This window comes from Paenibacillus sp. JJ-223 (assembly GCF_927798175.1).
GTDB classification, from domain to species: Bacteria; Bacillota; Bacilli; order Paenibacillales; family Paenibacillaceae; genus Paenibacillus; species Paenibacillus hubeiensis.
The window spans coordinates 215,994-242,757 of the sequence record NZ_CAKMMP010000005.1; the positions used below are offsets into that span (position 1 = coordinate 215,994).

The window sequence follows — 26,764 nt, forward strand, 5'->3', positions numbered from 1 at the left end:
ATTTGAGAATGATAATTGTTATCATTAAGAAAATGAAATCAAAGGATGGTCCGTATGACTGAACAGTTTCCCTTCTTTTCCAAAACCTCATCACTGCCGCTTCTCTCATCCATGTGCCGTGTACGCCGTGGGGAGAATTTCCGTTTGCGCGAACAAGCCGTAACCCGGCCCATGCTCTGCCTTGTTTTGCAAGGAGAAGGTCTTCTGGTATTGAATGATAAGGTACATACGGTTCAGGCCAACCATTTGTTTTTCCTGGAAAGAGGCACAACGATTGAAGCAGCTTCCCGTACTCCGATGGAGTGCATTTTGCTGAGCATGAACACCGTAAGGCTGAAGCAGGTACGCGGTGAATGGCATATGCTCCCCCATCCCGAGTTTCCGATTCACTGGCCGACCGGGAGGCTGCGCGTGCGTCATGAGTCCCAATCCGTGCAGCGTTTCATTCGGCTCCATGAAGCTTATCGCGGGACACGGCAACAAGAGCACTGCATCAGCGTCCACAGCCAACTGCATGAATTGCTGCAGCACTTGTCGGAACACCGTTTGGAAGACAACCTTGAGAAGGTTGATCTTTCCTTGGAACGCAGCATTGCATATATGCAACGATATATGAGCGAAGGAATCAGCATGGATCAACTGGCCAAAATGGCAGGATTGACCGCCAGCTCCTACTCGCGCAGCTTCAAGAAGGCCAAAGGCATTTCTCCCACCGACTACCTGAACCGGATGCGGATCGACGAGGCCAAACGATTATTGAGCCAGGACAAACAGACCATCAAGGACGTGGCCGAGTCCGTAGGCTATGGCAATGAATATTATTTCAGCCGCAAATTCAAGCAGAGCTTCGGCATGGCACCAAGTTTATATATGAAGAGGAGACAATTGAAGATAGCCACGGTCTCCACCAGCCATCTCCAGGATCATCTTTCCTCCCTTGGACTGGAAGCGGCAGCAGCCCTCGGCGTCTCAAAGGAACGGGAACAAGGCGACGTCGATCAATCTCGTCAGCTTATTGGGCTGCTTGATCGATTGCGTCGGACCAAACCCGATCTGATCATCGCAGACCATAACCACAGCTTCTTTCGGGATCGACTGAAAATGATCGCGCCTACCGTGTTCATCGACCCGGCACTGGATTGGAAGGAAACCCACTGGCGTATCGCCGAATTGGCGGGGCAAGAAGAACGAGCGCTGCAAAATCTCAAACAATTGGAATTTCGCGCACTGGATGTGAGCAAAAGGCTCCGCCAGCATTTCGGCAGGGAACGTGTAACGTTGCTGCAAATCACGCCCTATTGCATTCGAATCCTGGGTGGCCTGCGCCACCCGCTAAACGAACTGCTGTATCATCAGCTTTGCCTGCAGCCTGCAAGCTTAACCCAGCCCAACATTCATTCATGGGTTGAATACACGGCCGACAGTATTCCTTTGCTGGACACAGACCATTTGCTGCTGCTCCGCTCTCCTGAACAGGCGGGCAGCGAGAAAATGCTCAGACGCTTAAAGCAAACCGCAGCCTGGAACCGATCTCCAGCCGTTCTTCAGGGGAGCGTACACGAGATCCAGGACTGGATGCGAATGAGCCGAACCCCTTCGGGCCGCCAGCAAATTCTAAACGAACTTGAACAATTGGCTGACCGTCATGTAGCACTCTTTCAGGCCTATTAAATGAAAAAAGGCACTCTCCTTTGAACGGAAAGTGCCTTTTTCGTGTGCGCTAGGACCGATCTTTGACTTCCTCACGCGGAACCAGCTTATATATCTCTTCATCCTCCATGGCATCAATCAGGCGATCCAACCATTTATAATAAGCTTCCGCTTGCAGCATTTTGCCCCTGTCCTGTTCCAGAATACGCAGAAGCTCCGCATCCGTCTCTTCGTTCAGCGTATCCGCGAGCCGGTTCAATTCCTCGATCGACTTGCGAAACACCTGCAGGTTGCTCTCGACCGCTTTTCTCCATTTAATGACGAAATAATCCGTAAATGTTTGATACCAATCATATTCGACCTCATACAAATCTTTTCGCGAACCTTTGCTCCACACTTTGTTTACCATTTTCAGATCCAGCAGATTCCGTACGCCGGTGCTCATGCTCGTTTTGCTCATTTCCATTTCTCGGCCCATATCATCAAGGGTCATCGGTTTGTCTGCAAAAAAAAGCAATCCATACAAGTGTCCCGTGGACAGCGTAACGCCGTATAAATCCATGTTGCGCCCGATGGCTTCAATGACGCGCTTACGAATTTTAAGAACGGTTGCCTGCTGTTCTTCTTGCAAATGGTCCAAGCTCATGCTTGCAACCTCCATTCTGAACATTCCAGTCTTGGCAAAATCAATGCAATGTCGGAAATCATCCAGCTTACATGGGAATGCATTCGACAGGACATTCTATATGCCAGAAGCAACAATACCGAATGCATGTTAAGGGCAGATTTCCATATTGCTGTGCCCATGACTATTGTATAACCCCAAAAAAAGCTTAGATTCAGCTCATTGTCTATTGTAGGAGTTGCCTTATCAAATGTAAAGAAGCCTTATTTGCCATAATAATGAGCATCAGGGAGCATTTCGGAGAGAAACTTTGTACAGTTTTTACTGTACAAACATTATGTACTGTTTGTTCGTTTGATATACAGTTTGTTTATTTGTTAGAATATTAACGTTACCCAGAAAGACGGGAAGCCAAAGCAAAACCGGATTTCGTGGCTAGGCTCGCAAGTGTATGGGCTTGCGTATAGCTGCAGGCCATTCGAAGTGCACAACACATCAGAAGGGGTGAAGGCAATTGACCATACTTGAAGTAAGGAACGTAAGCAAACTGTTTGGTCCCCACACCGAACAAGGATTGCAACTGCTTGAACAAGGTTGGGGCAAGGAAAAGTTGGCTAAAGAGAAACAAATTACGGTTGGTGTAAACCGGGTCAACATGGAGATTAACCAAGGAGAGATTTTCGTCATTATGGGACTGTCCGGGAGTGGTAAATCCACCCTGGTTCGCATGTTTAACCGTCTGATCGAACCGACGTCGGGAGAGATTCTCGTTCATGGCAAGGATTTGCGCAAAATGAACAAGGAACAGCTTCGCGAAGTACGCCGGAAGACGATCAGCATGGTATTTCAGAAATTCGCGCTCTTCCCTCATCGCACCGTGCTGGAAAACGTGGAGTACGGCCTTGAAGTCCAAAAGGTGGACAAAAGCGTACGCCGCGAGAAAGCCAAAACCTCATTGGAGCTGGTTGGCCTTAAGGGCTGGGAAGACAAAATGCCCGATGAGTTGAGCGGCGGCATGCAGCAGCGTGTCGGTCTGGCTCGCGCACTCGCTAACGATCCGGAAGTACTGCTCATGGATGAAGCGTTCAGCGCACTCGATCCATTGATTCGCCGGGATATGCAGGATGAATTGATTGAGCTTCAGGATAAAATGAAAAAAACGATCATCTTTATCACCCATGACTTGGACGAAGCGCTGCGCATCGGCGATCGGATTGCCCTCATGAAAGACGGCGCCGTCGTACAGATCGGTACTCCGGAAGAAATCATGATTCAACCGGCCAACTCGTATGTGGCCCGCTTCGTCGAAGACGTGGATCTGTCCAAAGTCCTCACGGCTGCCCACGTCATGCGCAGACCCGAAACGATTACGCCGGACCGCGGTCCGCGCGTTGCACTCGAATTGATGCGCGAACGAGGCATTTCCAACCTGTTCGTCATTGACCGAGCGAAAAAGCTGCTCGGCGTCATTACCGCGGAGGACGCTTCGCGTGCCATGCGCGAAAACAAAACGCTCAATGATATTCTGATTACCGACGGGCCGCAGGTTGCGCCGGAAACGTTGATTCACGAGCTGTTTGAAATTACAAGCTCTTCCCAGGTGCCTCTTGCCGTCGTGAACGAAAACGGCCGCTTGCAAGGCGTCATCGTTCGGGGAGCCCTGCTTGGTGCGTTGAGCGGTGAAGTAACGAAAGAGGAGGTGCCCGGAGAATGATACCGAAAATTCCACTGGCATCGTGGATTGAAGCCATTGTCGACTGGATGAGCGATTCGCTCTCCGGCCTGTTCAATGTCATATCGACGGTAATCGGAGCGGTTGTCGATTTCTTTTCGGGATTGTTTTTGCTCCCGCATCCGCTGCTGTTCATTGCCATCTTGGCCGTATTGGCCTATCTGGTAGGCCGTCTGCCGCTTACCCTTTTCACCATCATCGGTTTCTTGCTGATCGAAAACCTCGGGTATTGGACCCAATCGATGGACACTCTGGGGCTTGTCATTACCTCGGGCCTGATCTCGATCCTGTTGGGCGTTCCGATCGGAATATGGCTGGCATACAGCAAAACGGCGGCACGCATCATCACTCCGCTGCTGGATTTCATGCAGACGATGCCTGCCTTCGTTTACCTGCTGCCTGCTGTTACGTTCTTTAGCCTGGGCGTCGTTCCAGGGGTTATCGCTTCAGTCATTTTCGCCATTCCGCCAACGATTCGTTTGACCCATCTGGGGATCAACCAAGTATCTGGCGAACTGGTGGAAGCGGCCGATGCGTTCGGTTCCACCTCCGGGCAAAAGCTGTTCAAGGTGCAGCTTCCGCTGGCACTGCCTACGCTGATGTCGGGGGTCAACCAAACGATCATGCTGTCGCTGTCCATGGTCGTGATCGCCTCGATGATCGGTGCGCAAGGCATCGGTGCAGAGGTATACCGGGCCGTGACGCAGCTTCAGATCGGTAAAGGTTTCGAAGCCGGGCTTGCCGTCGTGGTGCTGGCCATCGTGCTGGACCGATTTACACAAAACCTGTTTATGCCTGGCCGGAAGAAGTCTTCCCGCGTATCGTCGAAGCAAAAAGCGTGGATAACGGTAGCTGCCGCAGCGGTCGTGCTCATTGCCGGATTCTCCCAATATTTCGTTGGTGGAAATACGTCTGCCGGGGGGAATACATCGGCTAACACGGTTGGTAACGAGGTTAATTACCAAATTATCGGTATCGACCCTGGGGCAGGCATCATGAAATCCGCGAACAAAGCGATCGAGGATTACCACTTGTCCGACTGGACGCTGGTTGAGGGATCGGGTGCTGCCATGACGGCCACGCTCGACAAAGCGTATAAAAACAAAGAACCGCTCATTATTACCGGTTGGACACCGCACTGGATGTTCAATAAATACGACCTGAAGTACTTGGAAGATCCGAAAAAATCGTTTGGCGATGCCGAGGAAATTCATACCATTGCCCGCAAAGGCCTGAAGGATGATCATCCGGTTGCCTATGAATTCCTGACCCGCTTCAATTGGACCTCGGACCAAATGGGCGAAATGATGATTGCCATTCAGAATGGCACATCTCCCGAGCAAGCGGCGCAAGATTATGCAGAGAAACATGCCGATCAAATTAATGAGTGGACGAAAGGCCTTGCTCCGGTAAATGGAGATTCGTTCAAACTGAGTTACGTCGCTTGGGATTCCGAAATCGCGAGCACCAATTTGCTGAAATACGTCATGGAAAACAAACTCGGCTATAAAGTCAATGCGCTTCAAGTCGAAGCAGGACCGATGTGGACCGGCGTTGCTTCCGGAGATGTCGATGCTTCGCCTGCCGCATGGCTGCCGCTCACCCATGCCGATTATTGGGCGCGTTACAAAGACCAGGTCGACGACCTTGGCGCCAACATGACTGGCGTCCGTACCGGCCTTGTCGTCCCATCGTATATGACCGATGTCAATTCGATTGAAGATCTGGAGACAGGAGCCGCTTCGTCCGGCTCCGCCTCCGCTCCTGCCAATGCGGACATAGCAGCGAATGTAGGAGATGCAGTCAGCCATCAGATTATCGGTATCGATCCGGGAGCAGGCATCATGAAGTCTACCGCCAGCGCGATCGAAACGTACGGGCTGACCGGTTGGAATCTGGTTGAAGGCTCCGGTGCCGCTATGACGGCGACGCTGGATAAAGCCTACAAAAACGAGGAGCCGATTATCGTTACCGGTTGGACGCCGCACTGGATGTTCAATCAATATGATCTGAAATATTTGGATGATCCGGATAAAGTGTACGGGGATGCTGAAGAAATTCATACGATTGCCCGCAAAGGCCTGAAGGACGATCATCCGGTTGCCTACGAATTCCTGTCCCGCTTCAATTGGACGTCAGACCAAATGGGCGAAATGATGATTGCGATCCAGGACGGCACCACACCTGAGCAAGCAGCAAAGGATTATGCCGGCAAACATCCTGAGCAAATCGCCGAATGGACCAAAGGGTTGACTCCCGTCAAGGGGGATACGTTCCGCCTTGGATATGTTGCATGGGATTCGGAAATCGCCAGCACCAATCTGTTGAAATACGTTTTGGAAAACGATCTGGGCTATAAAGTCACCGCACTGCAAGTAGAGCCTGGACCGATGTGGACCGGGGTTGCCACCGGGGACGTGGACGCTTCCCCGGCAGCCTGGCTGCCGCTGACGCATGCCGATTACTGGGCCAAGTACAAAGACCAGTTGGACGATCTTGGCACCAACATGACCGGCGTCCGTACGGGCCTCGTCGTTCCAAGCTATATGAACATCAGTTCCATTGAAGATTTGAAACAATAGTCCGCTATGTGGAAGCCATTATGCATATATTCTTCGTTGATTACGCAAACAAGCTGCTCCTATTCAGGAGCAGCTTGTTTTGCATCGTTCGACTTTATATCGGTACATTCTAAATTCACTTACGGTTAATTCTGCATTTCTGCTGCAGACATCAGCAGCGTAACCACTTCCGCACGCGCTGCCCCCGCAAGCGGATTAAACCTGTTGTTGCCTGCCACATCCATCCTTCTTTCCAATCTGCTTATTTTTTCACCGTTGCGTTGTACTGTGCAATCTTCTCCGTAATCTGCTTCGCCGCCGTATCCAATGCTTCCTGAGGTGTGCCTTGACCGTTCAACACGGCTTCGATCGCGCCTTCGACAATTTGACGGGCTTCGGGGAAAACGCCCATCACCGCGCCGGAAGTTGCCGTCGAATCCACGGAAGCGTGAAGTTGGTCGACTGCTGTCTGGAATTGCGGGTACTTCGCCATATTATCCTTTAATACTTGCTGGTCGTAGGCTGCTGTCGTAATGGGGAAGTATCCTGTCGCCACGCTCCAGTTCGCTTGCACTTCAGGTGTTGCCAAATACTTGATGAACTCCCATGCCGCTTGCTGCTGGGCTTCGGATTTGTTGTTCATGATGTACAGGCTGGCTCCGCCAACGACAACGCCGCCTTCTTTTACATCAGATGGGCGCGGCAGGAAGCCTGTTCCCAGTTCAAATTTGCCTCCAACCTTCTCCACAATACCACGCAAGGAAGCCGTTGAGTCCAGCGTCATGCCGATCTGCTCCGCGGCAAAGGCCGCTGACGTATCATCCGTGCTGCGCCCGAGGTTGGCCAGCGTTTTGTCATCGATCATTTTTTTCCACCAAGTCAATGTTTTTACACCAGCTTCGGAATTCAGCAAAGATTCGGTTGCAGCTTCGCTTCTGCCGTTGCCGTTGTTAACATAATCTGCATTCTGGTTGGCAAAATACTGCTCCATGAACCAGCCGTAGATCGCCATGGAAGCTCCGGGCTTGCCGTTCTGGGACAGCGCTTTGGCCGCCTGTTCGAACTCTTCGTATGTTTTTGGAGGATTTTCCGGGTCCAATCCGGCTGCTTTGAAGGCATCCTTGTTGTAATACAGAATCGGGTTGGACGTATTAAACGGCATCGCATTCAACTTGCCATCAATGGTGTAATAGCGAATGATATTGGGTTCCAGCTTGGACAGATCGAAGTTTTCCTTGTCGATGAACTGCTGCACCGGCGTGATCATGCCGGAATCGATCATGAATTTGCTGCCGATCTCATACACCTGGATAATGTCCGGACCGCTGTCCGACCCCAACGACGCTTTGAGTTTGTTCAAGCTTTCATCGTATTTGCCCTGATAAATCGCTTTGACCTGAATGTCCGGATGGCTGGCGTTGAAATCGGAGGCGAGCTGGTTGATCGCCTTCTCCCCTGAACCCGACATGGAATGCCACCAGGTCAATTGAATCGGCTCGTTGTTAGATGCCGCAACCGTATCCACTTGGGCACCTCCGGAGGTGGTGGCTGTATCCGTTTTTCCTCCGCATGCGGAAATGACCAACATGAGTGCTGCAAGCATGAGTGCAAACGTTCCTCTTTTTTTCATACGTACGTTCTTGTTCATGTTCTCTCTCCTTTTGGGCCCGTTCAAAATCAAAGCTTGGAAGCCAGCACGAGTAGACGTTCCGAATCGAAATCGTTCTTCCGATCGCTGTTGTCTCCAGATTTCCCTGATTTATTTTCTGCTTCGGCATGAAATTCGGAGACAAAGACGAACGCTCGCGCTTCTTCAGAATCGATCTCGTTTTCTCCACTACTCCTGGCTTATAGCCGCACCTTTTTGAACGTCCCATTTTTTTATTTTTATTAACCCTTGAGCGCACCGGCGGCCATTCCGCGTACCAGCTGCTTCAAGCCAAAAATCAACAGCAATAACGATGGGAGAATGACCAATGCCGTTCCTGCAAACACCAGATTCCATGACGTCGATTCCTGAAATTCCAGCATGGAGATCCCGATTTGCGCGGTGCGCATTTCCGGAGTGTTCGTGACAAGCAATGGCCACAAATATGAGTTATACATGTTCAGAAACGAGTAGATTGCCAGCGTGCCAAGTGCCGGACGCGATAAGGGAAGCACATGGGAAATGAAATAACGAACATGGCCGCATCCATCCATTCTGGCCGCTTCGAACAATTCTTTCGGCAGCTGCATGAAAAACTGTCTGAGCAGAAACGTGCCAAACGCCGTAGCCAGAAACGGCACGGTCAATCCTTGGTACGAATCCAGCCAGCCCCAGCTGCGGACCGTCAGATAGTTGGGGATCATCGTCACTTCCCACGGAATCATCATGGTGGCCACGAACAGGCTGAACATGATGTTTTTGCCCCTGAATTGCATTTTGGCAAAAGCATAAGCCGCCATGCTCGCCGTAACGAGCTGTCCCAGCATCGTAACACCGGAGACGAGAAACGTGTTTCCGATAAACGAACCGATCGGCACGATCTCGAACACTTCGGCGAAACTGGACAAATCCACAGATTGCGGAATGATGTGCGGCGGATACGCACTGGCATCCTCCGGGCTCATGATGGCCATGAAAAAGGTGTACATGACGGGATACAGCACCAACGCAGCGCAGATGGTCAACACGATGTACAGCAGCGTTCTGGTCGTCCACGACGCTTTCATTGGTAATGCACCTTCCTTTCCACCCACTTGAACTGGATCAGCGTCAGCAGCATGATCACGGCAAACAAAATGAGCGCTTGAGCACTGCCTGTCCCGAAACGGAAATTGATAAAGGCTTCTTGATAAATCGAATATACGAATACGTTGGTACTGTCCATCGGACCGCCACGGGTCAGAATGTTGATCTGGCCAAACGATTGGAACGCACCGATCATCGATACTACAGTCACGAAAAACAGCGTGGGCGACAGCAGCGGCATCGATATTTTCCTAAACGTGAGCAGCGCTCCGGCCCCATCGATCTTGGCGCTTTCGTAGATCTCGTCCGGAATGCCCTGCAATCCGCTGGAAATGATAATGTAGTTGAAGCCCAGGTTCATCCAGATGGTCATGATGGAAATGGAGAACAACGCCCAGTCCGGGCTGGTTAACCACGGAATCGGTTCGATGCCTGCCTTGCCAAGAAGGTAGTTAAGCATGCCAAGCGTCGGGTGAAACAGAAACTTCCAGATGACCGCAGACGAACCTACGGACAGTACTACCGGGAGCGAAAAAACGAATTGAAACATGCGCATGCCCTTAAAGCGGTTGTGCGTAAGAGCCGCCAGAACAAGTGCAGCAAAAATGCCTGTCGGTACGGTCAACAGAACAAACAACAGCGTTACTTTCATTCCTTGAAAGAACAATCCCGACTGAAACACGGCCTTGAAGTTGTCCAACCCGACAAATGCTGCAATCTGCCCGGTCGGATCCGTGGAATGAAGGCTCAAATACACGGACTTGAACATCGGATAAAACAGAAACACCGCAAACAGAAGCAGCGATGGCGCCAAGAAACCATAAGCCAGCAGGTTCTCACGCATTCGTTGCACGCGGAGCGAAGCCGTGCGCCGCTGTTCTGCTGCCTCGGAAACGCGTGATCTGGACGTTGGCAAGCTGATCCGTTTGTCAAGCTCACTCATCGGATGGTCTTCCCCCTTGATTTTCCTTTCGATATGAAGTTAAGCTTATAACCCCGCTTTTTAGTCTAAAAGGAAAATGTCACCGGACAATTTCTTCTAAATCAAGTTCATGTTAACGACTAACTGTAACATTTACTAAATCATGGATAAAATAAGGACATATGTGTTCTGCGGACATGAACAAAAAACCGCGCCAGCTCTGAATAAGCAGAGCCGGAGCGGTTTTGCATTGTAAATGGAAGATAAATCAGCAAGGTCGAATCCGAATGAACCGTTTTTACAAACTACGACATCACTCATGTTTATCGATGAAGATGATATGGCACTGTCGTTACGATCACATCCTTGTAATTAATCAGGTATGCGCGAATCATGAAACTGGTCTGGTTGTGAAGCACGTTTTGCCACCAATGCTTTGTAATGAATTGCGGGATCAGAATGGTGATGTGGTCCGTTTCTGCCGTTTTCCATTCCACCGTATCAATGAATTTTTTAAGCGGGCCCATGATGCTGCGATATCTGGATTTGACCACGACCAACCGTACGCCGGGGTTCCATTCTTCCCACTTCCGCTCCATTTTGCGAATCGCTTCATCGTCAAAGCCAATGTACAGCGCCACCACGTTATCCGACATCGTCTTTGCGTAACTAATCGTGTTCATGACCACGCGCGTAATGCCGGCTACCGGAATCACGATGGTGTTACCTTTCGGGATCGGTTTCTCCTCCGCAATGTTGATTCGCAATTCGTCCGCAATGTTGCAATAGTGGCGATGAATGCGCATGAACACGTACACCACCAGGGGCAGGAAAATGAAGATGAACCAGGTTTGCGTGAATTTGGTGAAAATAAAAATCAGCGTGATGGAAAGCGTGGTCAGCATGCCGATCGTATTGACCAGTAGTTTGACGCCCCAGCCCTTTGGTTTGACTTTGATCCAGCGGATCATCATGCCAAGCTGCGACAGCGTAAACGGAATGAATACGCCGACCGCATACAGCGGAATCAGGCTTTCCGTGTTGCCTTTGAACCCAACGACGAGCAAGGCGGACATGACGCTGAGAAAAATGATGCCGTTCGAAAAGCCCAACCGGTCGCCCCGGACCATGAACGCATGCGGCATATATTTATCCTTGGCCATCATGAAGGACAGCAGCGGAAAAGCGGAATATGCCGTATTCGCCGCCAGGAACAAGATGAGCGCAGTCACACCCTGAATGATAAAATACATCGTTCCCCGTCCAAATGTAGATTCGGCGATTTGGGAAATAACCGTTGCTTTGGGGTCAGGCTTCACTCCGTAAGCAAAAGCTAGCAAGGTGATGCCAATGAACATGGCCCCCAGTATACATCCCATAAGCATAAGCGTGCCGGCGGCGTTCTTCTCGGCAGGCTGTTTGAAGTTCGGGATGGCATTGCTGACTGCCTCCACGCCGGTCAAGGCTGAGCAGCCCGAGCTGAACGCCTTCAGCAGCAGAAACAGGCTCACATGGGATAACGTGTTTCCAAACTCGGGAGCGGCCGCATGAACCCCGCCCGTAAAATATTTGATGCCCCCCGAGATGATCAATATCGCGATGGAGAAAATAAACAGATAGATCGGGAGAGCCAGTACCGAGGCCGATTCCGTAACCCCGCGCAAATTCATGATCGTCAAAAACAAAATCATGACCAGCGCGATGATCACGCTGTAATCATGCAGCGCAGGAAATGCCGACGTAATGGCGTCCGTGCCTGCGGACGAGCTGACGGCCACCGTCAGGATGTAATCGACAAGCAGCGATCCCCCTGCAATCAGGCTCGGCGTTGTGCCCAGATTATCCTTGGCCACAATATAGGCGCCGCCGCCCGTTGGATATGCAAATATGGTTTGGCGATATGAAAAAATCAATATGACGAGCAGTCCGAGAACAGCCAGGGAAATAGGCACCGAATACCATAAGGCGGCGAATCCGGCCGCAATCAACACCAGCAAAATCTGTTCCGTGCCGTAGGCTACGGAAGACAGCGCATCGGAGGAAAGGATGGCGAGCGCCTTCCATTTCCCGAGCTTTTCCGCATCCAATTCAGTGGATTTCATCGGTTTGCCGATCAGGACTCTTTTCATTTTGCCAAACATAATCATGACTTCCTTCCGTCTTTCATGTGTGGAGCATTGTTATTATGCAAAATCGCCGTGCCGATGACAATATGTCATTTCACCCGGGATTCGCCAGCGCGCGATAATGCATTCTACGATTCAATAATGAATAACAAAGCCGTTCTTTATGCACAAATCAGAGTTTTTTGGACCAAAACGACGTTTGCTTGCCTGAAAATGAAAAATGGCCTTCGGCTTTTGCGTTCACCGAAGACCATCCTAGCGTATTGTTTGCCATTCTGGAAAAATCTATGCTGTTCGAGTGCTGAAGAACGCCTGAATTTTCGTTCAGACGAGTTCCTCGAGGATTACAGGGCCACATTCAAAATGCCCGGCCGAGGCGTAACCCCAAAAGCCTTCGCAAGGTTGGCAAGCTGTTCATCCGTGATGCGTTGTTTGATCTCATGGCCTGCGACAAGCATGTATACCTGTGCCGCCTTCTCGATCGTTTCAATCAAACCAAACGCTTCGTCAATCGTTGTGCCTGTACCAAAGATGCCATGCTGCGGCCAAATGACGGCGTGAAATTGTTTCATTTTTTCCGCAGTCGCCTGGCCGATCTCGTTCGAACCAGGTACCATCCAAGGGATGATGCCGACGCCATCCGGGAATACCACCACACATTCGGTACACATCTGCCACAGCGTTCTGGTGAATCGGCTCTCGTCAAGCTCATGGATAAAAGTCATTGCAAGCACGTTGGTTGCATGGTTGTGCATGACGACCCGATGATTCGGGTCTGCCTTCAATCTCTCGATATGGCTCATAAAGTGCGTCGGCAATTCGCTCGTCGGGTTTGCTCCTGACTTGAAGCCCCACAGCACTTCCAGCTGCTGTCCATCCTGCGATACGCGCAGCAGTCCAAGATTGCTTTCGGGATCGGCAAGCACGTTTTTGAAATATTTGCCCGAAGCGGTAACGATAAAATATTTTCCTGCCAATTCTTCGACCGAAAAAGCCGGTTTGATCGTGCGAAGCACCTGATGGATATCGACATACCTGGCTACTTCTTCCTCATCAAGTAAATAGCTGACATTGCCCCCATTGCGTTCATCCCAGCCGTTTTTCCACATATGCTGCGTAATTTCCGCCATTTCGCGGACAAATGGAATGTCCCAGCCGGCAACTTGCGCGGGGTCATGCTTAAAGATCATGTTCATGATCGTTCTCTCCTTTATTTGTTCATCGAATGAAAATTCACGGCACTTCACGGAGTAATACGTTCCTTTTTTCACATTCATTATACCTTTGTTTATCTTTATAAGTCAATCGTCTCATTATTTATTTTGTTTTATTTATCTTTGTTTATTTTTGTTTTTTGACGTTTTTTTGAAAAACGAATAAAAAAATACCTCGTCGGCATCCGACGAGGTCAGTCACACATCTATCTAACACGAGAAGGGGTTTACAAAATCTATCTTACCCCCGCTACCTTAATAGAAGCTGAAAACGACATAAAAAAAGCATAAAAACAATGTTAACTATAACCCACCCGGCCACGATCTCCAACCCGTTCAGATTGCTTATCGCTGTTCAACAAGATGTATGAAGGGTGCATCTTGCCCGTCGGCTCATAAAATTCCTCGCCCTGGTAAGTGAAGCCAAGTTTGCGAAGCACCTTCCCGGAACCGTCGTTAGCCGGATGATGACCGGCAAATAACGCTTCTGCCCCCTTTTGCGTGAAGGCATAGTCAATCACCGCCCTGGCCGCTTCCGTGGCGTAGCCTTTTCCCCATTGATCCCGGGTTAGATGAAAACCAAGCTCGAATACCCGCTCTCGATCTTTATACGGACGAAGGCCGCAGCACCCTACAAACTGGCCTGATTCTTTCTCGAAGATGGGCCAATATTGTATCCCCAGCTCCTGTTCGCGTTTTACTTCCTGTTCGAGGCGTGCCTCCACCTCATCCTCGCTTAAATAACCTTTGCTGCTGATCCATTTGCCCACTTCCGGATCTTCCCATAACGATGCGGCGAGCGCATAATCCTCTCTGGTCCAGGTCGAGAACGCCAAGCGTTCCGTTTCAAGAAAAACAGTACGTTCCATAAAGAATCCCTCCTACTATTTCGGCAGCCGTGAACGGCTGTCTATACCAAAAATTACGTCGATTCCAGGCAGAATAAACAGTGGTTCATCAACAATTCGATTGGCGCATGCCATCAGGACGGCCCTTCACGTTTTACAATGATCTTGCCAATTTTTCAAATCGATCAATGACGGGTTTGATTTCTTTTTCGATGGTTTTAATGAAAGCGGCAAATTGTTTTTGGTCAAACTCATCGCCAACGCCCACATCCTTATAGATCTTGCCTTTCTGATAAGTAAAAGCGAAGAAATAGCCTTCCTTTAATCCTGTAAGAATGCCTCCGGTGTCTCCCATCACTCGAATGGTCTTATTCGAATCTTTATATGTAAAATTATAAGGGGGATCTGCCATCAAAAAATGCTCCACCTCATAACCGCTAATCCACTTGTCTTTGGCAAAGATTCCGGTTTGGAGACTCTCTCCCATCATTTCGCCTTGAACCGTGATATCTGTAGTTAATAACGTTCCTTGTCCCTCTTTTTTATCGTTCTTCCAATTGCCCTCATATTTGACCGTTGTGATTTGTTCATTATCCTTGGTTACCGATTTATACACACCCTCGCCCGAACGTTTTCCCTCTACCCAATCTCCCTTGTAGCTTTTACTGTAACCCCAGCTCATCGTTCCATAACCATGCGGCTTGCCGTTGCTCGTTTCTCCGTAGTATACAACCCCCCTGCCGTAGTCCAGCATACTCATTTTGGAAGCTGCCAGCGCTTTTTCGGGAGATGCTGCCAGCGAAACAAACAGGATGACTCCCAACATGAACAGAAATAGATTTTTCAACATTCTAACCTTCCTTTTCGTCATATTCAAGGTATCTCCATTAATCTACAGACTGAAAGCCAATAGATGGAAGAGCTTTCATTATCCTTGAGCTTCAACCAAAAAATAAGCCCCTGCCGGAACTTGTCCGTGCAGGGACTTGCTTGTCTACCTATACACCATTCAAATCAGAATTCGGCAATTGCCACTTGAATCGTGCCGGTAGCGGCGCCGAGCGCAGTCGTCAACAAACCAGCCACGAGCAACCCATTAACGGTAATCGTAAGACCGTTTCCCGCAGGGATTGCAAACGTCACACTCGGACCATCAACACGCGTAATGACCAGATTTATTGATGCAGGTCCAACGTTGTTCACGGTCACGCTGGCGTTGATACCTCCCGCCAGGCTCTCGTAATACGATCTGCCGACGTTTGCGGCAAGGGCGTAAGTTTGTTGTGGTAAAAGGATGGCCATCGAACTCACCTCCTCTTGTTTTGATAATGCATTCTATGCGCCGAATCTATAATTGCAGCGGTAAATGCACGTGTCGTTACGTCCATTTTTCATAGACCTGCTAGATTTATAATAAAATTAATAAAAAAACCACCGGCTTATCCGGTGGCTTGCAGCTATGGATAGATTGTAAATCGGCGTGCTTAGGCATACAGCATGAAGAAGTTCAATTCGTGTCCAAGCTGTTTCAAATAGTTGTACAACTGGGAACGGTGATGAAACACATGAGTCAACGTCTCAATCTGCCATTGGGCTTGAAGGTGCCCATGCTCCATGTAGAATGCTTTCGTGGAACGATTGAGGTAATCCTCTTCGCTTAGCGAAACGATGTAATCCTTGTACGCCTCGAAATTCCCCCACAACGCCGCTTCAACCTTTTCAACGTCCTGCATACCGGACAGCCGATTCTCGACCTCTCCTACCTCGGATTCGGACTTTTCCTGCATGATTGCCAGATCGGATGCGGTGATTTGCACAAAATGGTGAACCAACTCGACCAAGGAGCGCATATTATCCTGTGGACGGTACGCCCAATCCTCGGGACGAATCAAACGAATCAGCGACGCGCCTGTTCTGATGCCTAACTCCAATTCTCGCAACAAATGATCCCTTACTTGAAACGTTCCACTCATGAACAACCTCTCCTTTTCAGGTTTAACTTGTTTTAATCAAAAGTATAGTGAATGAAAACCGTTTTATTTCTGCCTCTCCGTTAACATGTGGAAGTTTTTGCGGTTTATATAAAATGATACCATACTGCACTCGAAGCGCGTAAACCCATAAACAAAAAAAGTGCCCTGCCGGATGATCCGACAGGGCCAATCACACATCTATTTTTCACACGAGAAGGGGTTTACAAGATATATATTAAAGCCCGAACCTTAAATGATTCTGAAATCCACATGAAATTTGGATCAAAAAAGAGGGGAGATGTGATCCATAGAACACACCAATTAGCACCATACTAGCTGTTATGATTCTTTTGCGTTAATCAATGCATTCATTATTGTTACCCCCTTCTGAATTCACAGTTTTCTTGTTCGCAGGATCGCCTGTGATTTAGGAAGGGAGGACTATATGAAGAAGTAGCTATGCATGTATCTCATCGTATTAGTCCCTTTCAGCTTTTTTGTCTAATTCTCGGATGGAGGGAAGAGATGCACATAGTATGGCAATTCCGATGATGACAACCCCCGATAACAGAAACCACATGTTAATGCCAACTCGATCCGCGAAAATACCGGACACGATCAATCCGATCGGCATGGCAAAGGATACTAGGCTACCCAGCAGGCCAAATACCCGCCCTAAATACTCAGGTTGAATCTTCTCCTGTATGAGCGCCATCTGTACACCGTTATAGAACGGACTGGATAAGCCCATCAAGACACTGCATAGAACAAAAACGAGATAGCCATTGATCGGCAATAGGCCAGAAATGAATAAGGCACTCCCCATTAATGAAATGGAAAACACGATGCTCAGCGCACGGTTTTTGAATCCGCCCCATGCCCCAAGCAACAAGCCGCCTACCAGCATGCCTACTGCGAAGGCGATTTCCACAATAGAAGCATGGGTGGCCGTGCCTTTGAAATAGCTCATGCTCATTAATGGGAACAAGGCATTGATTGGCATAAAGACAAATGCATACAGCGCACCGATCCAAAGCAATGCGAATAATCCCTTCGATTCTCTTAGTACACGATAGCCATCTTTGACTTCTTCAAAAAAGTTGCTTGTGGCACTTTCTGCTTGCAGCTTTTGATTAGGTATAGTCACGACCGCCACCGTGGTGCAAGCGATCAATGCACCCAACACATCGATGAGAATAATGGCATTCAGCTCCCATGTCGCATATAGAAAAGCTCCGATTGCAGGGCTGATAATATAGCTTGCCGACTGTACCGATTGGCTGTATCCCGCGCACTTCGTCAGTTGATCCTCTGGAACCAACAACGGCGTCACTGCACTCAAAGCAGGTGTGTGAAATGCGGTACCAATACTACGAATTAATAAGACGAGCATTACTACCCATATTGGTAGCTCGATTGTAAGTGCGACCACTGCCAAGGCCACACCTGCGGCAGCAACCATAAGGTCTGCTCCGATCATGACCAGCTTTCGATTCCAACGGTCAACCAATACTCCGATCATGGTACCCAAGATAGCTTGAGGCAAAAACCCTACCATAGTTGCAATAGCGAGCACCATTGCAGATCCTGTCGTGTCTGTAAGATACCAAATAATTGCCATTTGCAGGGCGGCGCTTGTAATGAGTGAAATGGCCTGGCCGGCCCATATCGTAAAGAAACTACGTTTCCATCTTTGTGTATTCATATTCATTCTCCCTGTATCTTTTATTGGTTATTTGTTTTCGGCAATAAAAAATACAGATCCAAACCACTATGCGGGCTTAGATCTGCATTCATCACGAATTAGGACACGGCGATACAAGGCATAGCCAAAATAAGCTATCCAGATCGTAATCTATGTCTCACCATACGTAAAAATAAGCAGCTCAAAAAAAGCCCACAATTGTGTGGAAGAAAAATCCGCTTTTTTATTGCCAGCTTATCGAATACGCATGGAATGTGTCATAGATAACGTGCCTCCTCTTATTTAATGAGTTGAATGTTACCATGGAGTTCTTTAGATGTCAACCTAAACAGATTTTGTCCCTTTTGTCGCAGAGGGAGCATCTCTTCCGACTGATGCATTAAGATCAAAGCCGGAAATATTATCCATAAAAACCCTCTAAAAATAAAAGGCACCATAGAGTAGATATCTACTCTATGGTGCCTTTTATTTAACACAATATGGGCAATCAGGGTTATCCTGAGGAGAAATCCTTGCTACGCAAGGGTTCAGTCCTCATGTTACATCATGCCGCCCATTCCGCCCATGCCGCCCATGTCAGGAGCACCGGCAGCGCCAGCTGGTTCTGGTTTGTCAGCAATCACCGCTTCTGTCGTCAAGAACATAGCCGCTACGGATGCAGCGTTTTGCAGTGCGGAACGAGTAACCTTCGCAGGGTCAACGATACCTGCTTCGATCATGTTCACCCACTCGCCAGTTGCCGCGTTGTAACCTACGCCAACTTGCTCTTTTTTCAGACGCTCAACGATGACGGAACCTTCTTCGCCAGCGTTAGCAGCGATTGTACGGATTGGCGCTTCCAGTGCTTTCAGCACGATGTTTACGCCGGTTTGCTCGTCGCCGGACAGGCTTACTGCCGCAACCGCATTGTATACGTTCAGGAGCGCAGTACCACCACCGGATACGATTCCTTCTTCAACCGCAGCGCGAGTTGCGTTCAGGGCATCTTCGATGCGCAGTTTGCGTTCTTTCAATTCTGTTTCAGTAGCCGCACCAACTTTGATTACTGCTACGCCGCCGGACAGTTTAGCCAGACGCTCTTGCAGTTTCTCTTTGTCGAACTCGGAAGTGGTTTCTTCCAGTTGCGTACGGATTTGGCTCACGCGTGCATCGATGTCCGCTTTGTTACCAGCGCCATCAACAACGATTGTGTTTTCTTTCGTTACGCGAATTTGACGAGCTGTACCCAGTTGATCCACCGAAGCGGTTTTCAGGTCCAGACCCAGTTCTTCCGTGATCACTTGACCACCAGTCAGAGCTGCGATATCTTGCAGCATGGCTTTACGACGGTCACCAAAGCCAGGAGCTTTAACGGCAACCGCGTTGAATGTTCCACGCAGTTTGTTCACAACCAGCATCGCCAACGCTTCGCCTTCGATGTCTTCAGCGATCAGAACGAGCGGTTTGCCTTGTTGAACGATTTTCTCGAGCAATGGCAGGATGTCCTGTGTGCTGGAGATTTTTTTGTCCGTGATCAGGATGTACGGGTTATCCAAAACAGCTTCCATTTTATCCGTATCCGTGATCATGTAAGGGGAGATGTAACCGCGGTCGAATTGCATACCTTCAACCACTTCCAGCTCTGTCGCGAATCCACGGGACTCTTCAACAGTAATAACGCCGTCTTTACCCACTTTTTCCATCGCTTCAGCGATCAGTTCGCCAACTTCTTCGTCAGCAGCGGAGATCGCAGCAACTTGAGCAATGGATTGTTTGCCTTCAACCGGTTTGGAGATGGATTGCAGTTCGGCAACAGCCGCTTTAACCGCTTTGTCGATCCCTTTGCGGATACCGATCGGGCTGGCGCCAGCAGTTACGTTTTTCAGACCTTCTGTGATCAGCGCTTGAGCCAATACAGTTGCAGTCGTCGTACCGTCACCGGCAACGTCGTTTGTTTTGGTTGCTACTTCTTTAACCAGTTGAGCACCCATGTTTTCGAATGCGTCTTCCAGTTCGATTTCTTTTGCGATCGTTACGCCGTCATTGGTGATGAGCGGGCTTCCGAATTTTTTCTCCAGAACCACGTTACGGCCTTTAGGACCGAGGGTTACTTTCACTGCGTTAGCCAATGCATCCACACCACGAAGCATGGAGCGACGAGCGTCTTCACTGAATTTAATGTCTTTAGCCATGTTAAGAAAACCTCCCTAGTATATGTTTTGATCTTGTCATGCTATATTGATCGGTGATCCGATTCATTATGAATTAGTCGAGAATCGCGTGGATATCGCTCTCTTTCATAATCAAATATTCTTTACCTTCGTATTTGATCTCTGTTCCGGCATATTTGGAGAAGATTACGCGATCTCCTTCTTTTACTTCCAGAGCTACGCGCACTCCGTCTTTCAACGCACCGGAACCAACAGCGATTACTTTACCCTCTTGCGGTTTTTCCTTCGCGGAGTCCGGAAGTACGATCCCGAAAGAAGTCGTTTGCTCTTGCTCCAATGGTTCTACCAATACGCGTTCACCTAAAGGTCTGATCATGAAAAATAGCCTCCTTTTGAAATTATATAAGGTTCTTCATAGGTTGTAGCCATATGTATTAGCACTCGACAGTGTTTAGTGCTAACAACCAACTTTATGATACTCAACTTGCCGACTGATTTCAAGTCCTTTTCATGAAATCAATCGAACTTTTACAAAGACTGGCATCTGCGCACTGCATACTGTAGGGCGCTGGTATACCAACTTGTCCGCAAAAGGAACATGGCGTAAAAAGCACTTCACCATTGTATCCATCCACCAAACAAAATATGCCAGTTTGTCCTGTAACCACATTTTATAATAGACTTCACCCCGAGTTCAAATCACGCAAAAGGCACAAGCCATTCATTGGCCTGCGCCCTCGGCATTCCCTGCGCGAACGTAACGCGACTCTGCCGCTTCGTCGGCCGCAAGCTGCCTGCGGTAAACGAGGGAAGACAGAAACACGCTGAATTCGTACAACAACAAAAGCGGAATCATGACCAGCAGATCGGAAATGAAGTCCGGCGGCGTCACGGCTACCGCAATAAAAATGAGCACGAAATAAGATACTTTGCGCATCCTGCGCAGCCGATATGGATTCAGGATCCGCAGTCCTGTAAGGAACATGATCAGCAGCGGCAGCTCGAACAGCAACGATACCGGCAATACGATGCCGAACAGGAAGCTGAAATACTGTTTCATGCCGTAGGTTTCCACTAACCCCATTTTTTCCGTGATCGAGGAAGTAAATGCGAGCGCCATCGGGAATACGACGTAATACGCAAAGGCCAGTCCCACCAGAAACAATATGAGCACATAGGGGATGTATTTCAGTGTGGCCTTGCGTTCAACGGGTCGAAGCCCTGGACTGACAAATTTCCAGATCTGGTACACCGTAAAAGGAAGCGTAATCACAAGCGAAAACAGCCCGGCGATTTTCATGTAAATGCCGATTCCGTCCCAGAACGAAAAGGCATGCAGCACGAAGCCCTGAGCCGACTCCGCCTTCGTTAAATAACGATACGCCGGGTCGGCAACGAAAAATCCGGCCACCAGACCAAGCGTAAATATGCCAAGCACGTAAATCAGCCGCCTGCGCAGCTCGCCCAAATGCTCACCCATGGTCATTTCTTGCTTCTGCCTCGTCATGTCCGTCCCCCTTTGCAGCCAGCTTAAAGTACAAAACCCTTCCTGCCGGAAGGGATTTCTCGTTCAAGTCCTCAGGTACTACTCCGGCAGGCGCTGCTGACCAGTTTTCTCGGGAGCGGCGCTATCGGAAGCAACCGGCTTCGCTTTCTCTGGCTCCTTATGCTTGTTCGATTCATCGTCGGAGATGATGTCGCGCGCACCCTCTTTGAACTCGCGGAATGTTCGTCCTACCGCGCGTCCCAATTCCGGCAGCTTGTTCGGTCCAAACAACAGCAGCGCAATGACAGCAAGCAAAATAAATCCCGTCGGTCCAATGGAACTTAACATGGTCATTCCTCCTCCATTCAGGTTCGGATTGTTACATTTAGCAGTTGACCAGATTGCGAACGTTCTATGGCATTGCTGCCAATTACCCCCATCATATCACAATGTAACCACTTACATAACCCATTAAATGCAGGAAAGAGTTCTCGGAAAAGCATTTTTTAACATCCACGTTTGGAGTTCATGCACGATTATTGCCGGAATTGTCCCGTGACCATCAACAACGCCTCGGGAAGCTGGTCCATGATTGCTGCCAGATGTTCATGCACGCCCTTCGGCGTTCCTGGAAGGTTCACAATTAACGTGCGTCCGCGAATGCCGCACACGCCCCGAAACAGCATGGCTGACCGATTTTTTTTCATGACCGAATATCGCATCGCTTCAGCCATGCCAGGCACCTCGCGTTCGATCACACGCCTTGTCGCTTCGGGGGTAATGTCGCGAATAGCAAGCTCCGTGCCGCCGGTGGTCAACACCAGATCAGCATGGAAATAATCCGTCATCTCAATCAGCGCCGCGATAATCTCATCAGGTTCATCAGGAACGATGCGGTATTCCACGATTTCCCCGCCCAGTTCCTCCTCCACAAGCTCCCGGATAACCTGAGCGCTAGTATCTTCGCGCTCTCCGCGGGCTCCCTTGTCGCTGGCTGTCAGGATTGCTGTTCTCCACACCATATAGATCCCCCTTCTCCTCTATGAAAATAATTTTTCCTTATCGGCTGAAATCCCCGTTTTTGCCTCCGGTCTTGGACTTCAGCATTGTCGGGCCGATAATCATATCTTTTTGCAACGCTTTGCACATGTCATAGATCGTCAATGCCGCAGCCGAGGCGGCAGTAAGTGCCTCCATCTCGACGCCGGTTTTGCCTTCGGTCTTGACGACGGCTTCGATATGCAGTTCATCCACGCCGTTGTCCCGGAAACGAATGTCAACCCCGGTAAGGGCCAGCGGATGGCACATCGGTATCCAGTCCGACGTTTTCTTTGCACCCTGAATGCCGGCAATCTGAGCCACCGCAAGAACGTCTCCTTTGCCGATGCGTCCAGCGCGAATCGCTTCCAATGTGGCGGGGTTCATCGTCACCTTGGAGACGGCAACTGCCGTCCGCACCGTGATTTCTTTCGCCGAAACGTCGACCATTCGGGCACGCCCCTGTTCATTAAAATGGGTCAGCTGCCCTTCGGCGCCTCCACGAGCCGAATCTGAATTCAATGCGATCACAACCTTTTTATTCGATATGTACGACCCCTTCTGCCATGATCAGCAGATCGAGCCGCAAGTCAAGCGGCTCCATCGGAATTTCGTCCTGCAATTGACCGGGAAGCACGAATCCGGCCAGCAGCGGCCGTTTGCCGGCCGCCGCGCTTTGGGCCGAGAGCATGGCAGCGAAACGGTCATAGTAACCGCCGCCATAACCGATGCGCCCTCCCTGACGATCATACCCCAGTCCGGGCACGACGATGAAATCAATATCCGGCCACTGTTCGGGCGGATAAATCCCGCATTCCTCGTTCGGTTCGGGAATGCCCCATACTCCGGGCTCGATGTCCTGCATTCCCTCTACCTTGCGCAGTTCCATCCGCTGCGGGTTCGCCTGCACCTTCGGCGCAAGCATGAGATCGCCGCGCTTCCATCCCTCTTCAAACAGGAATGCCGTAGATGCCTCGCTCCGATATGACAAATAACTGAACACGATCAGCTTGTCCTTTTCCCGGCGAAGACGTTCGAGTTCTCTCAGGGTCCATTCTTCAATCCCGGCCATAGCCCGGCGCCGAATGGAATCGTCCAACAGGTCTCGGCTCTTTCTGAGCCTTGAACGAAGCTCGTTCTTTTGCTGCGTCTGATCCTGCATGTCCCTGAAATACCCCCTGTTTGATCACATGAAAGCGGCTCTTGAATCCAAGCAAAACATGTATATGCGTCATGACATGCTGTCATCTTGTTGAATATTTTGAAGTTACTCATTTATTTTCTGCAAAAATTCTGCAAAACCATCATCGTTTAACATGCCTTGTTTCAGTTTATCATTGATTGACCAAAAAGACTACACGCCCGGCCGTTGTCAATCAGTGCATTTGTTCTGTTTTTCATGTAAACTGGAAAGCAGTTGCCTAAGAAGCTGCGAAGAAATTAGAGGTACTTTATTTCGTCGCAGTCTCTAATCAAGAACTGGAACGTAATGGAGGAACTATAACCTATGCTGCTTCAAGTATCCGGAATTGTTAAACGTTATGGTGTCGATCCGATTCTGGACGGCGTAAACCTGCAAATATTGGAACGCGAACGCATCGGACTCGTCGGAGTGAACGGTGCGGGCAAATCGACTTTGCTCAAAATCATCGCCGGAGAAATGTCCTATGACGAAGGGCAAATTTTCCGGTCCAAGGAAACGACGCTCGGTTATCTCGCCCAAAATAGCGGCCTGCAATCCGAACGCACCATCTGGGAAGAAATGATCAACGTATTCGCCCACCTGACGCAGGCGGAGGCAGAACTGAGACAGATGGAGCTGGATATTGCAGACCCGGCCCAAATGGAGGACGAAAAAAAATACGCCGACCTGCTCGAGCGCTACGCCCGCAAATCCGACTGGTTCAAAGACCAGGGCGGTTACGCGATGGAAACGCGCATCCGCAGCATTCTGCACGGCATGGGATTCGGCGAATTTTCGCCGGACACCCCGATCTCGACGCTGAGCGGCGGGCAAAAAACGAGACTGGCGCTGGCCCGCATTTTGCTGCAGGCCCCGGATCTGCTTATGTTGGATGAGCCGACCAACTATCTCGATATTCCAACGCTCACCTGGCTGGAAGATTATTTGCGCGGTTATTCGGGCGCTCTGCTCGTTGTTTCCCATGACCGCTACTTCCTGGACCGTCTCGTCACGAATATCGTTGAAATCGAGCGCCACCGCTCCAAAAAATATACCGGCAACTACAGCCGCTACATGGAGCTGAAGGCCGCCGAATATGAAAGCCAAATGAAACAATACGAGAAACAACAAGACGAGATCGCCAAATTGGAGGATTTCGTCCAGAAAAACATCGTGCGTGCTTCCACGACCAAACGTGCCCAAAGCCGCCGCAAGGCGCTCGAAAAGATGGAGAGGCTGGACAAGCCGATGGGCGAGTTGAAAAAAGCCCACTTTTCTTTCGAGACAGCGGTCATGTCCGGCAAGGAGGTGCTGCAAGTCGATGGACTTTCGGCGGCGTATGACGAAGCCTCTCCGCTGTTCCGCAACGTATCGTTTGATCTTCGCCGCGGCGAAACGGTCGCCCTGATCGGGCCGAACGGCATCGGGAAATCCACGATGCTGAAGTGCCTCACCGGCAGCTTGCGCCCGGTTAGCGGCAAGATCAACTGGGGGACCAAGGTTCAGATCGGCTATTACGATCAGGAACAGACCGGCCTTACTCCAACCAATACGGTACTGGAGGAAGTATGGAGTGCGTACCCGCACATGGAGGAATCCCGAATCCGGACGGTGCTGGGCAACTTTTTGTTCAGCGGCGACGACGTGCTTAAGCGGATTTCTTCGCTCAGCGGCGGGGAAAAGGCTCGCGTTTCCCTGTCCAAGCTCATGCTCAAGGAAGCCAACATGCTCATTCTCGACGAACCGACGAACCATTTGGACTTGTTTAGTAAAGAGGTACTGGAATCTGCCCTTATCGATTACGAAGGAACACTGCTGTTCATTTCCCATGACCGTTACTTCCTGAACAAAATGGCGGAACGGATCGTGGAGCTGCATCCAAACGGAACGGAGCATTATCTGGGCAATTACGACGATTACGTCGAGAAAAAGCAGGAACTGGAGGACATTGCCCGCGAAGCTGCGGAGGCGCAGTCGGCGCAAGCGTCCGCCAAAAAGGCCTCCCGTCCAGAATCTCGCGCAGCCGTTTCCGAAGATTCGGGCGCCGCTTCCTTTGAAGCCGGCAAACAGGCGAAACGCGAGGAGCGAAACCGCCAGCGCAAACAAGAAGCACTGGAAAAACGGATCACCGAGCTGGAAACGGAAATCGCCGGACTCGAAGCTGAGATGGCTTTACCAGAAGTGTATCAGGATTATATGAAGCTGCAGGAGCTTCAGGCCAAAACCGATGATCTCAAAACACAACTCGCCGAGGCCTATGAAGAGTGGGAAGCTCTGGCAATGGAATAGGCGTATTGTCCCCAGAAGAACCTAAGGATATCGGCGGCCCAACCTGCCGGTCCGGTCGGGAATGCATCCGGCGAATCTCCATGATACGCATTACCCAAAAAAGCTGATTCCTTTGCGGAGTCAGCTTTTTGAATTTACGATATAAAGCCGCCAAAACATTTGGGGAATTCCGTTGTCCGAAACCATCGAATCCTGGAATATTTTTTTAAGCGAATAACCGATGATTTATCCACAAACCCTTCGTCTACAAACCATACCTCATTTTGCAGGAAAATGGCTGCACACTTAGCTTAATCGCACGAAATCCATATTTATCCACCGACTTATCCACGTTGTCCACATCGATGTGGACAATTCACTCCTTAAATATCCCCTAAAACCTTTTAGTTTCGAAAACAAGACAGGGAAGGTTTCAACAGGATTATCCACAAAATTCACTGAATATGTGCATAACTATAATCACATCTTGACATTTATCATTTCAGCTCACATCCGTTTCCTTCCGCTGAAAAAGGCTAAATAGAACGA

22 protein-coding genes are annotated in these 26,764 nt (G+C 49.7%); 4 read left to right on the top strand and 18 right to left on the bottom strand.

Going from position 1 to position 26,764, the window contains the following annotated elements; genetic code table 11:
• Positions 1 to 54: 54 nt before the first annotated feature.
• Entirely contained in the window at positions 55 to 1,671 is a 1,617-nt protein-coding gene (locus L6H98_RS11420) for a helix-turn-helix domain-containing protein (protein ID WP_236415159.1), read from the top strand.
• A 49-nt stretch (positions 1,672 to 1,720) separates the two neighbouring features.
• Here L6H98_RS11420 and L6H98_RS11425 read toward each other — a convergent pair whose 3' ends face one another.
• Positions 1,721 to 2,296, bottom strand: a complete 576-nt coding sequence (locus L6H98_RS11425; protein ID WP_236415160.1) for a GbsR/MarR family transcriptional regulator — start codon at positions 2,294 to 2,296, stop codon at positions 1,721 to 1,723.
• A 493-nt stretch (positions 2,297 to 2,789) separates the two neighbouring features.
• Between L6H98_RS11425 and L6H98_RS11430 the strand changes: the two genes are divergently transcribed.
• Positions 2,790 to 3,989 carry a glycine betaine/L-proline ABC transporter ATP-binding protein gene (locus L6H98_RS11430; protein WP_236415161.1) on the top strand — a complete coding sequence of 400 codons (1,200 nt, stop codon included), beginning with the start codon at positions 2,790 to 2,792 and terminating at the stop codon, positions 3,987 to 3,989.
• Positions 3,986 to 6,589 (top strand): glycine betaine ABC transporter substrate-binding protein, encoded by a 2,604-nt coding sequence (locus tag L6H98_RS11435; protein WP_236415162.1) that lies wholly within the window; start codon positions 3,986 to 3,988, stop codon positions 6,587 to 6,589. The genes L6H98_RS11430 and L6H98_RS11435 overlap by 4 nt, the downstream gene beginning before the upstream one ends.
• A gap of 241 nt (positions 6,590 to 6,830) precedes the next feature.
• Here L6H98_RS11435 and L6H98_RS11440 read toward each other — a convergent pair whose 3' ends face one another.
• The 17 genes from L6H98_RS11440 to L6H98_RS11520 all read right to left on the bottom strand — a co-directional run bounded on the left by L6H98_RS11440 (position 6,831) and on the right by L6H98_RS11520 (position 23,926).
• Positions 6,831 to 8,216, bottom strand: a complete 1,386-nt coding sequence (locus L6H98_RS11440) for an ABC transporter substrate-binding protein (RefSeq protein WP_236415163.1) — start codon at positions 8,214 to 8,216, stop codon at positions 6,831 to 6,833.
• Between the two features lie 242 nt (positions 8,217 to 8,458).
• Positions 8,459 to 9,283, bottom strand: a complete 825-nt coding sequence (locus L6H98_RS11445; protein WP_236415164.1) for a carbohydrate ABC transporter permease — start codon at positions 9,281 to 9,283, stop codon at positions 8,459 to 8,461.
• Positions 9,280 to 10,245, bottom strand: coding sequence for a sugar ABC transporter permease (locus L6H98_RS11450; RefSeq protein WP_236415165.1), 966 nt, complete (start codon positions 10,243 to 10,245; stop codon positions 9,280 to 9,282). The genes L6H98_RS11445 and L6H98_RS11450 overlap by 4 nt, the downstream gene beginning before the upstream one ends.
• A 302-nt stretch (positions 10,246 to 10,547) precedes the next feature.
• The gene (locus L6H98_RS11455) at positions 10,548 to 12,365 is read right to left on the bottom strand and encodes an APC family permease (protein ID WP_236415166.1); all 1,818 of its coding nucleotides are present in this window, start codon (positions 12,363 to 12,365) and stop codon (positions 10,548 to 10,550) included.
• A gap of 329 nt (positions 12,366 to 12,694) precedes the next feature.
• Positions 12,695 to 13,546, bottom strand: coding sequence for a rhamnulose-1-phosphate aldolase (gene rhaD, locus L6H98_RS11460; protein WP_236415168.1), 852 nt, complete (start codon positions 13,544 to 13,546; stop codon positions 12,695 to 12,697).
• Positions 13,547 to 13,863: 317 nt separating this feature from the next.
• A complete protein-coding gene (locus L6H98_RS11465; protein WP_236415170.1) occupies positions 13,864 to 14,433 on the bottom strand; it encodes a GNAT family N-acetyltransferase in 570 nt (189 codons plus the stop codon).
• A gap of 133 nt (positions 14,434 to 14,566) precedes the next feature.
• The gene (locus tag L6H98_RS11470; RefSeq protein WP_236415171.1) at positions 14,567 to 15,262 is read right to left on the bottom strand and encodes a hypothetical protein; all 696 of its coding nucleotides are present in this window, start codon (positions 15,260 to 15,262) and stop codon (positions 14,567 to 14,569) included.
• A gap of 164 nt (positions 15,263 to 15,426) precedes the next feature.
• Positions 15,427 to 15,714: a hypothetical protein gene (locus L6H98_RS11475; RefSeq protein ID WP_236415172.1), complete on the bottom strand. Its 288-nt coding sequence runs from the start codon at positions 15,712 to 15,714 to the stop codon at positions 15,427 to 15,429.
• Positions 15,715 to 15,896: 182 nt separating this feature from the next.
• Positions 15,897 to 16,385 (bottom strand): DinB family protein, encoded by a 489-nt coding sequence (locus L6H98_RS11480; RefSeq protein ID WP_236415173.1) that lies wholly within the window; start codon positions 16,383 to 16,385, stop codon positions 15,897 to 15,899.
• Between the two features lie 478 nt (positions 16,386 to 16,863).
• Positions 16,864 to 18,090 carry an MFS transporter gene (locus tag L6H98_RS11485; RefSeq protein ID WP_236415174.1) on the bottom strand — a complete coding sequence of 409 codons (1,227 nt, stop codon included), beginning with the start codon at positions 18,088 to 18,090 and terminating at the stop codon, positions 16,864 to 16,866.
• 539 nt (positions 18,091 to 18,629) lie between these two features.
• Positions 18,630 to 20,261: a chaperonin GroEL gene (gene groL / locus L6H98_RS11490; protein WP_236415175.1), complete on the bottom strand. Its 1,632-nt coding sequence runs from the start codon at positions 20,259 to 20,261 to the stop codon at positions 18,630 to 18,632.
• Positions 20,262 to 20,334: 73 nt separating this feature from the next.
• Positions 20,335 to 20,616: a co-chaperone GroES gene (groES, locus tag L6H98_RS11495; RefSeq protein ID WP_236415176.1), complete on the bottom strand. Its 282-nt coding sequence runs from the start codon at positions 20,614 to 20,616 to the stop codon at positions 20,335 to 20,337.
• A gap of 345 nt (positions 20,617 to 20,961) precedes the next feature.
• Positions 20,962 to 21,747 (bottom strand): twin-arginine translocase subunit TatC, encoded by a 786-nt coding sequence (gene tatC / locus L6H98_RS11500; protein ID WP_236415177.1) that lies wholly within the window; start codon positions 21,745 to 21,747, stop codon positions 20,962 to 20,964.
• A gap of 78 nt (positions 21,748 to 21,825) precedes the next feature.
• On the bottom strand, positions 21,826 to 22,074 hold the full coding sequence (locus tag L6H98_RS11505) for a twin-arginine translocase TatA/TatE family subunit (protein ID WP_236415178.1): 249 nt from the start codon (positions 22,072 to 22,074) through the stop codon (positions 21,826 to 21,828).
• Between the two features lie 188 nt (positions 22,075 to 22,262).
• Positions 22,263 to 22,748, bottom strand: a complete 486-nt coding sequence (locus L6H98_RS11510) for a MogA/MoaB family molybdenum cofactor biosynthesis protein (protein WP_236415180.1) — start codon at positions 22,746 to 22,748, stop codon at positions 22,263 to 22,265.
• 37 nt (positions 22,749 to 22,785) lie between these two features.
• Positions 22,786 to 23,286: a cyclic pyranopterin monophosphate synthase MoaC gene (moaC, locus tag L6H98_RS11515; protein WP_290371440.1), complete on the bottom strand. Its 501-nt coding sequence runs from the start codon at positions 23,284 to 23,286 to the stop codon at positions 22,786 to 22,788.
• Between the two features lie 16 nt (positions 23,287 to 23,302).
• Positions 23,303 to 23,926 (bottom strand): 5-formyltetrahydrofolate cyclo-ligase, encoded by a 624-nt coding sequence (locus L6H98_RS11520; protein ID WP_236415182.1) that lies wholly within the window; start codon positions 23,924 to 23,926, stop codon positions 23,303 to 23,305.
• Between the two features lie 345 nt (positions 23,927 to 24,271).
• On the opposite strand from L6H98_RS11520, the gene L6H98_RS11525 reads away from it, so the two are divergent.
• Positions 24,272 to 26,236: an ABC-F family ATP-binding cassette domain-containing protein gene (locus L6H98_RS11525; protein ID WP_236415183.1), complete on the top strand. Its 1,965-nt coding sequence runs from the start codon at positions 24,272 to 24,274 to the stop codon at positions 26,234 to 26,236.
• Positions 26,237 to 26,764 lie beyond the last annotated feature (528 nt).

Excerpts from the sequence above, each read along its gene's own strand:
- L6H98_RS11425 (WP_236415160.1), bottom strand. The coding sequence starts at position 2,296 with ATGAGCTTGGACCATTTGCAAGAAGAACAGCAGGCAACCGTTCTTAAA.
- L6H98_RS11445 (WP_236415164.1), bottom strand. The coding sequence starts at position 9,283 with ATGAAAGCGTCGTGGACGACCAGAACGCTGCTGTACATCGTGTTGACC.
- L6H98_RS11525 (WP_236415183.1), top strand. The coding sequence starts at position 24,272 with ATGCTGCTTCAAGTATCCGGAATTGTTAAACGTTATGGTGTCGATCCG.
- L6H98_RS11510 (WP_236415180.1), bottom strand. The coding sequence starts at position 22,748 with ATGGTGTGGAGAACAGCAATCCTGACAGCCAGCGACAAGGGAGCCCGC.
- L6H98_RS11440 (WP_236415163.1), bottom strand. The coding sequence starts at position 8,216 with ATGAACAAGAACGTACGTATGAAAAAAAGAGGAACGTTTGCACTCATG.
- L6H98_RS11455 (WP_236415166.1), bottom strand. The coding sequence starts at position 12,365 with ATGTTTGGCAAAATGAAAAGAGTCCTGATCGGCAAACCGATGAAATCC.
- L6H98_RS11470 (WP_236415171.1), bottom strand. The coding sequence starts at position 15,262 with ATGTTGAAAAATCTATTTCTGTTCATGTTGGGAGTCATCCTGTTTGTT.
- L6H98_RS11420 (WP_236415159.1), top strand. The coding sequence starts at position 55 with ATGACTGAACAGTTTCCCTTCTTTTCCAAAACCTCATCACTGCCGCTT.
- groES (WP_236415176.1), bottom strand. The coding sequence starts at position 20,616 with ATGATCAGACCTTTAGGTGAACGCGTATTGGTAGAACCATTGGAGCAA.
- L6H98_RS11465 (WP_236415170.1), bottom strand. The coding sequence starts at position 14,433 with ATGGAACGTACTGTTTTTCTTGAAACGGAACGCTTGGCGTTCTCGACC.
- L6H98_RS11480 (WP_236415173.1), bottom strand. The coding sequence starts at position 16,385 with ATGAGTGGAACGTTTCAAGTAAGGGATCATTTGTTGCGAGAATTGGAG.
- groL (WP_236415175.1), bottom strand. The coding sequence starts at position 20,261 with ATGGCTAAAGACATTAAATTCAGTGAAGACGCTCGTCGCTCCATGCTT.
- L6H98_RS11435 (WP_236415162.1), top strand. The coding sequence starts at position 3,986 with ATGATACCGAAAATTCCACTGGCATCGTGGATTGAAGCCATTGTCGAC.
- L6H98_RS11505 (WP_236415178.1), bottom strand. The coding sequence starts at position 22,074 with ATGTTAAGTTCCATTGGACCGACGGGATTTATTTTGCTTGCTGTCATT.
- tatC (WP_236415177.1), bottom strand. The coding sequence starts at position 21,747 with ATGACGAGGCAGAAGCAAGAAATGACCATGGGTGAGCATTTGGGCGAG.
- L6H98_RS11520 (WP_236415182.1), bottom strand. The coding sequence starts at position 23,926 with ATGCAGGATCAGACGCAGCAAAAGAACGAGCTTCGTTCAAGGCTCAGA.
- rhaD (WP_236415168.1), bottom strand. The coding sequence starts at position 13,546 with ATGAACATGATCTTTAAGCATGACCCCGCGCAAGTTGCCGGCTGGGAC.
- L6H98_RS11450 (WP_236415165.1), bottom strand. The coding sequence starts at position 10,245 with ATGAGTGAGCTTGACAAACGGATCAGCTTGCCAACGTCCAGATCACGC.
- L6H98_RS11475 (WP_236415172.1), bottom strand. The coding sequence starts at position 15,714 with ATGGCCATCCTTTTACCACAACAAACTTACGCCCTTGCCGCAAACGTC.
- L6H98_RS11485 (WP_236415174.1), bottom strand. The coding sequence starts at position 18,090 with ATGAATACACAAAGATGGAAACGTAGTTTCTTTACGATATGGGCCGGC.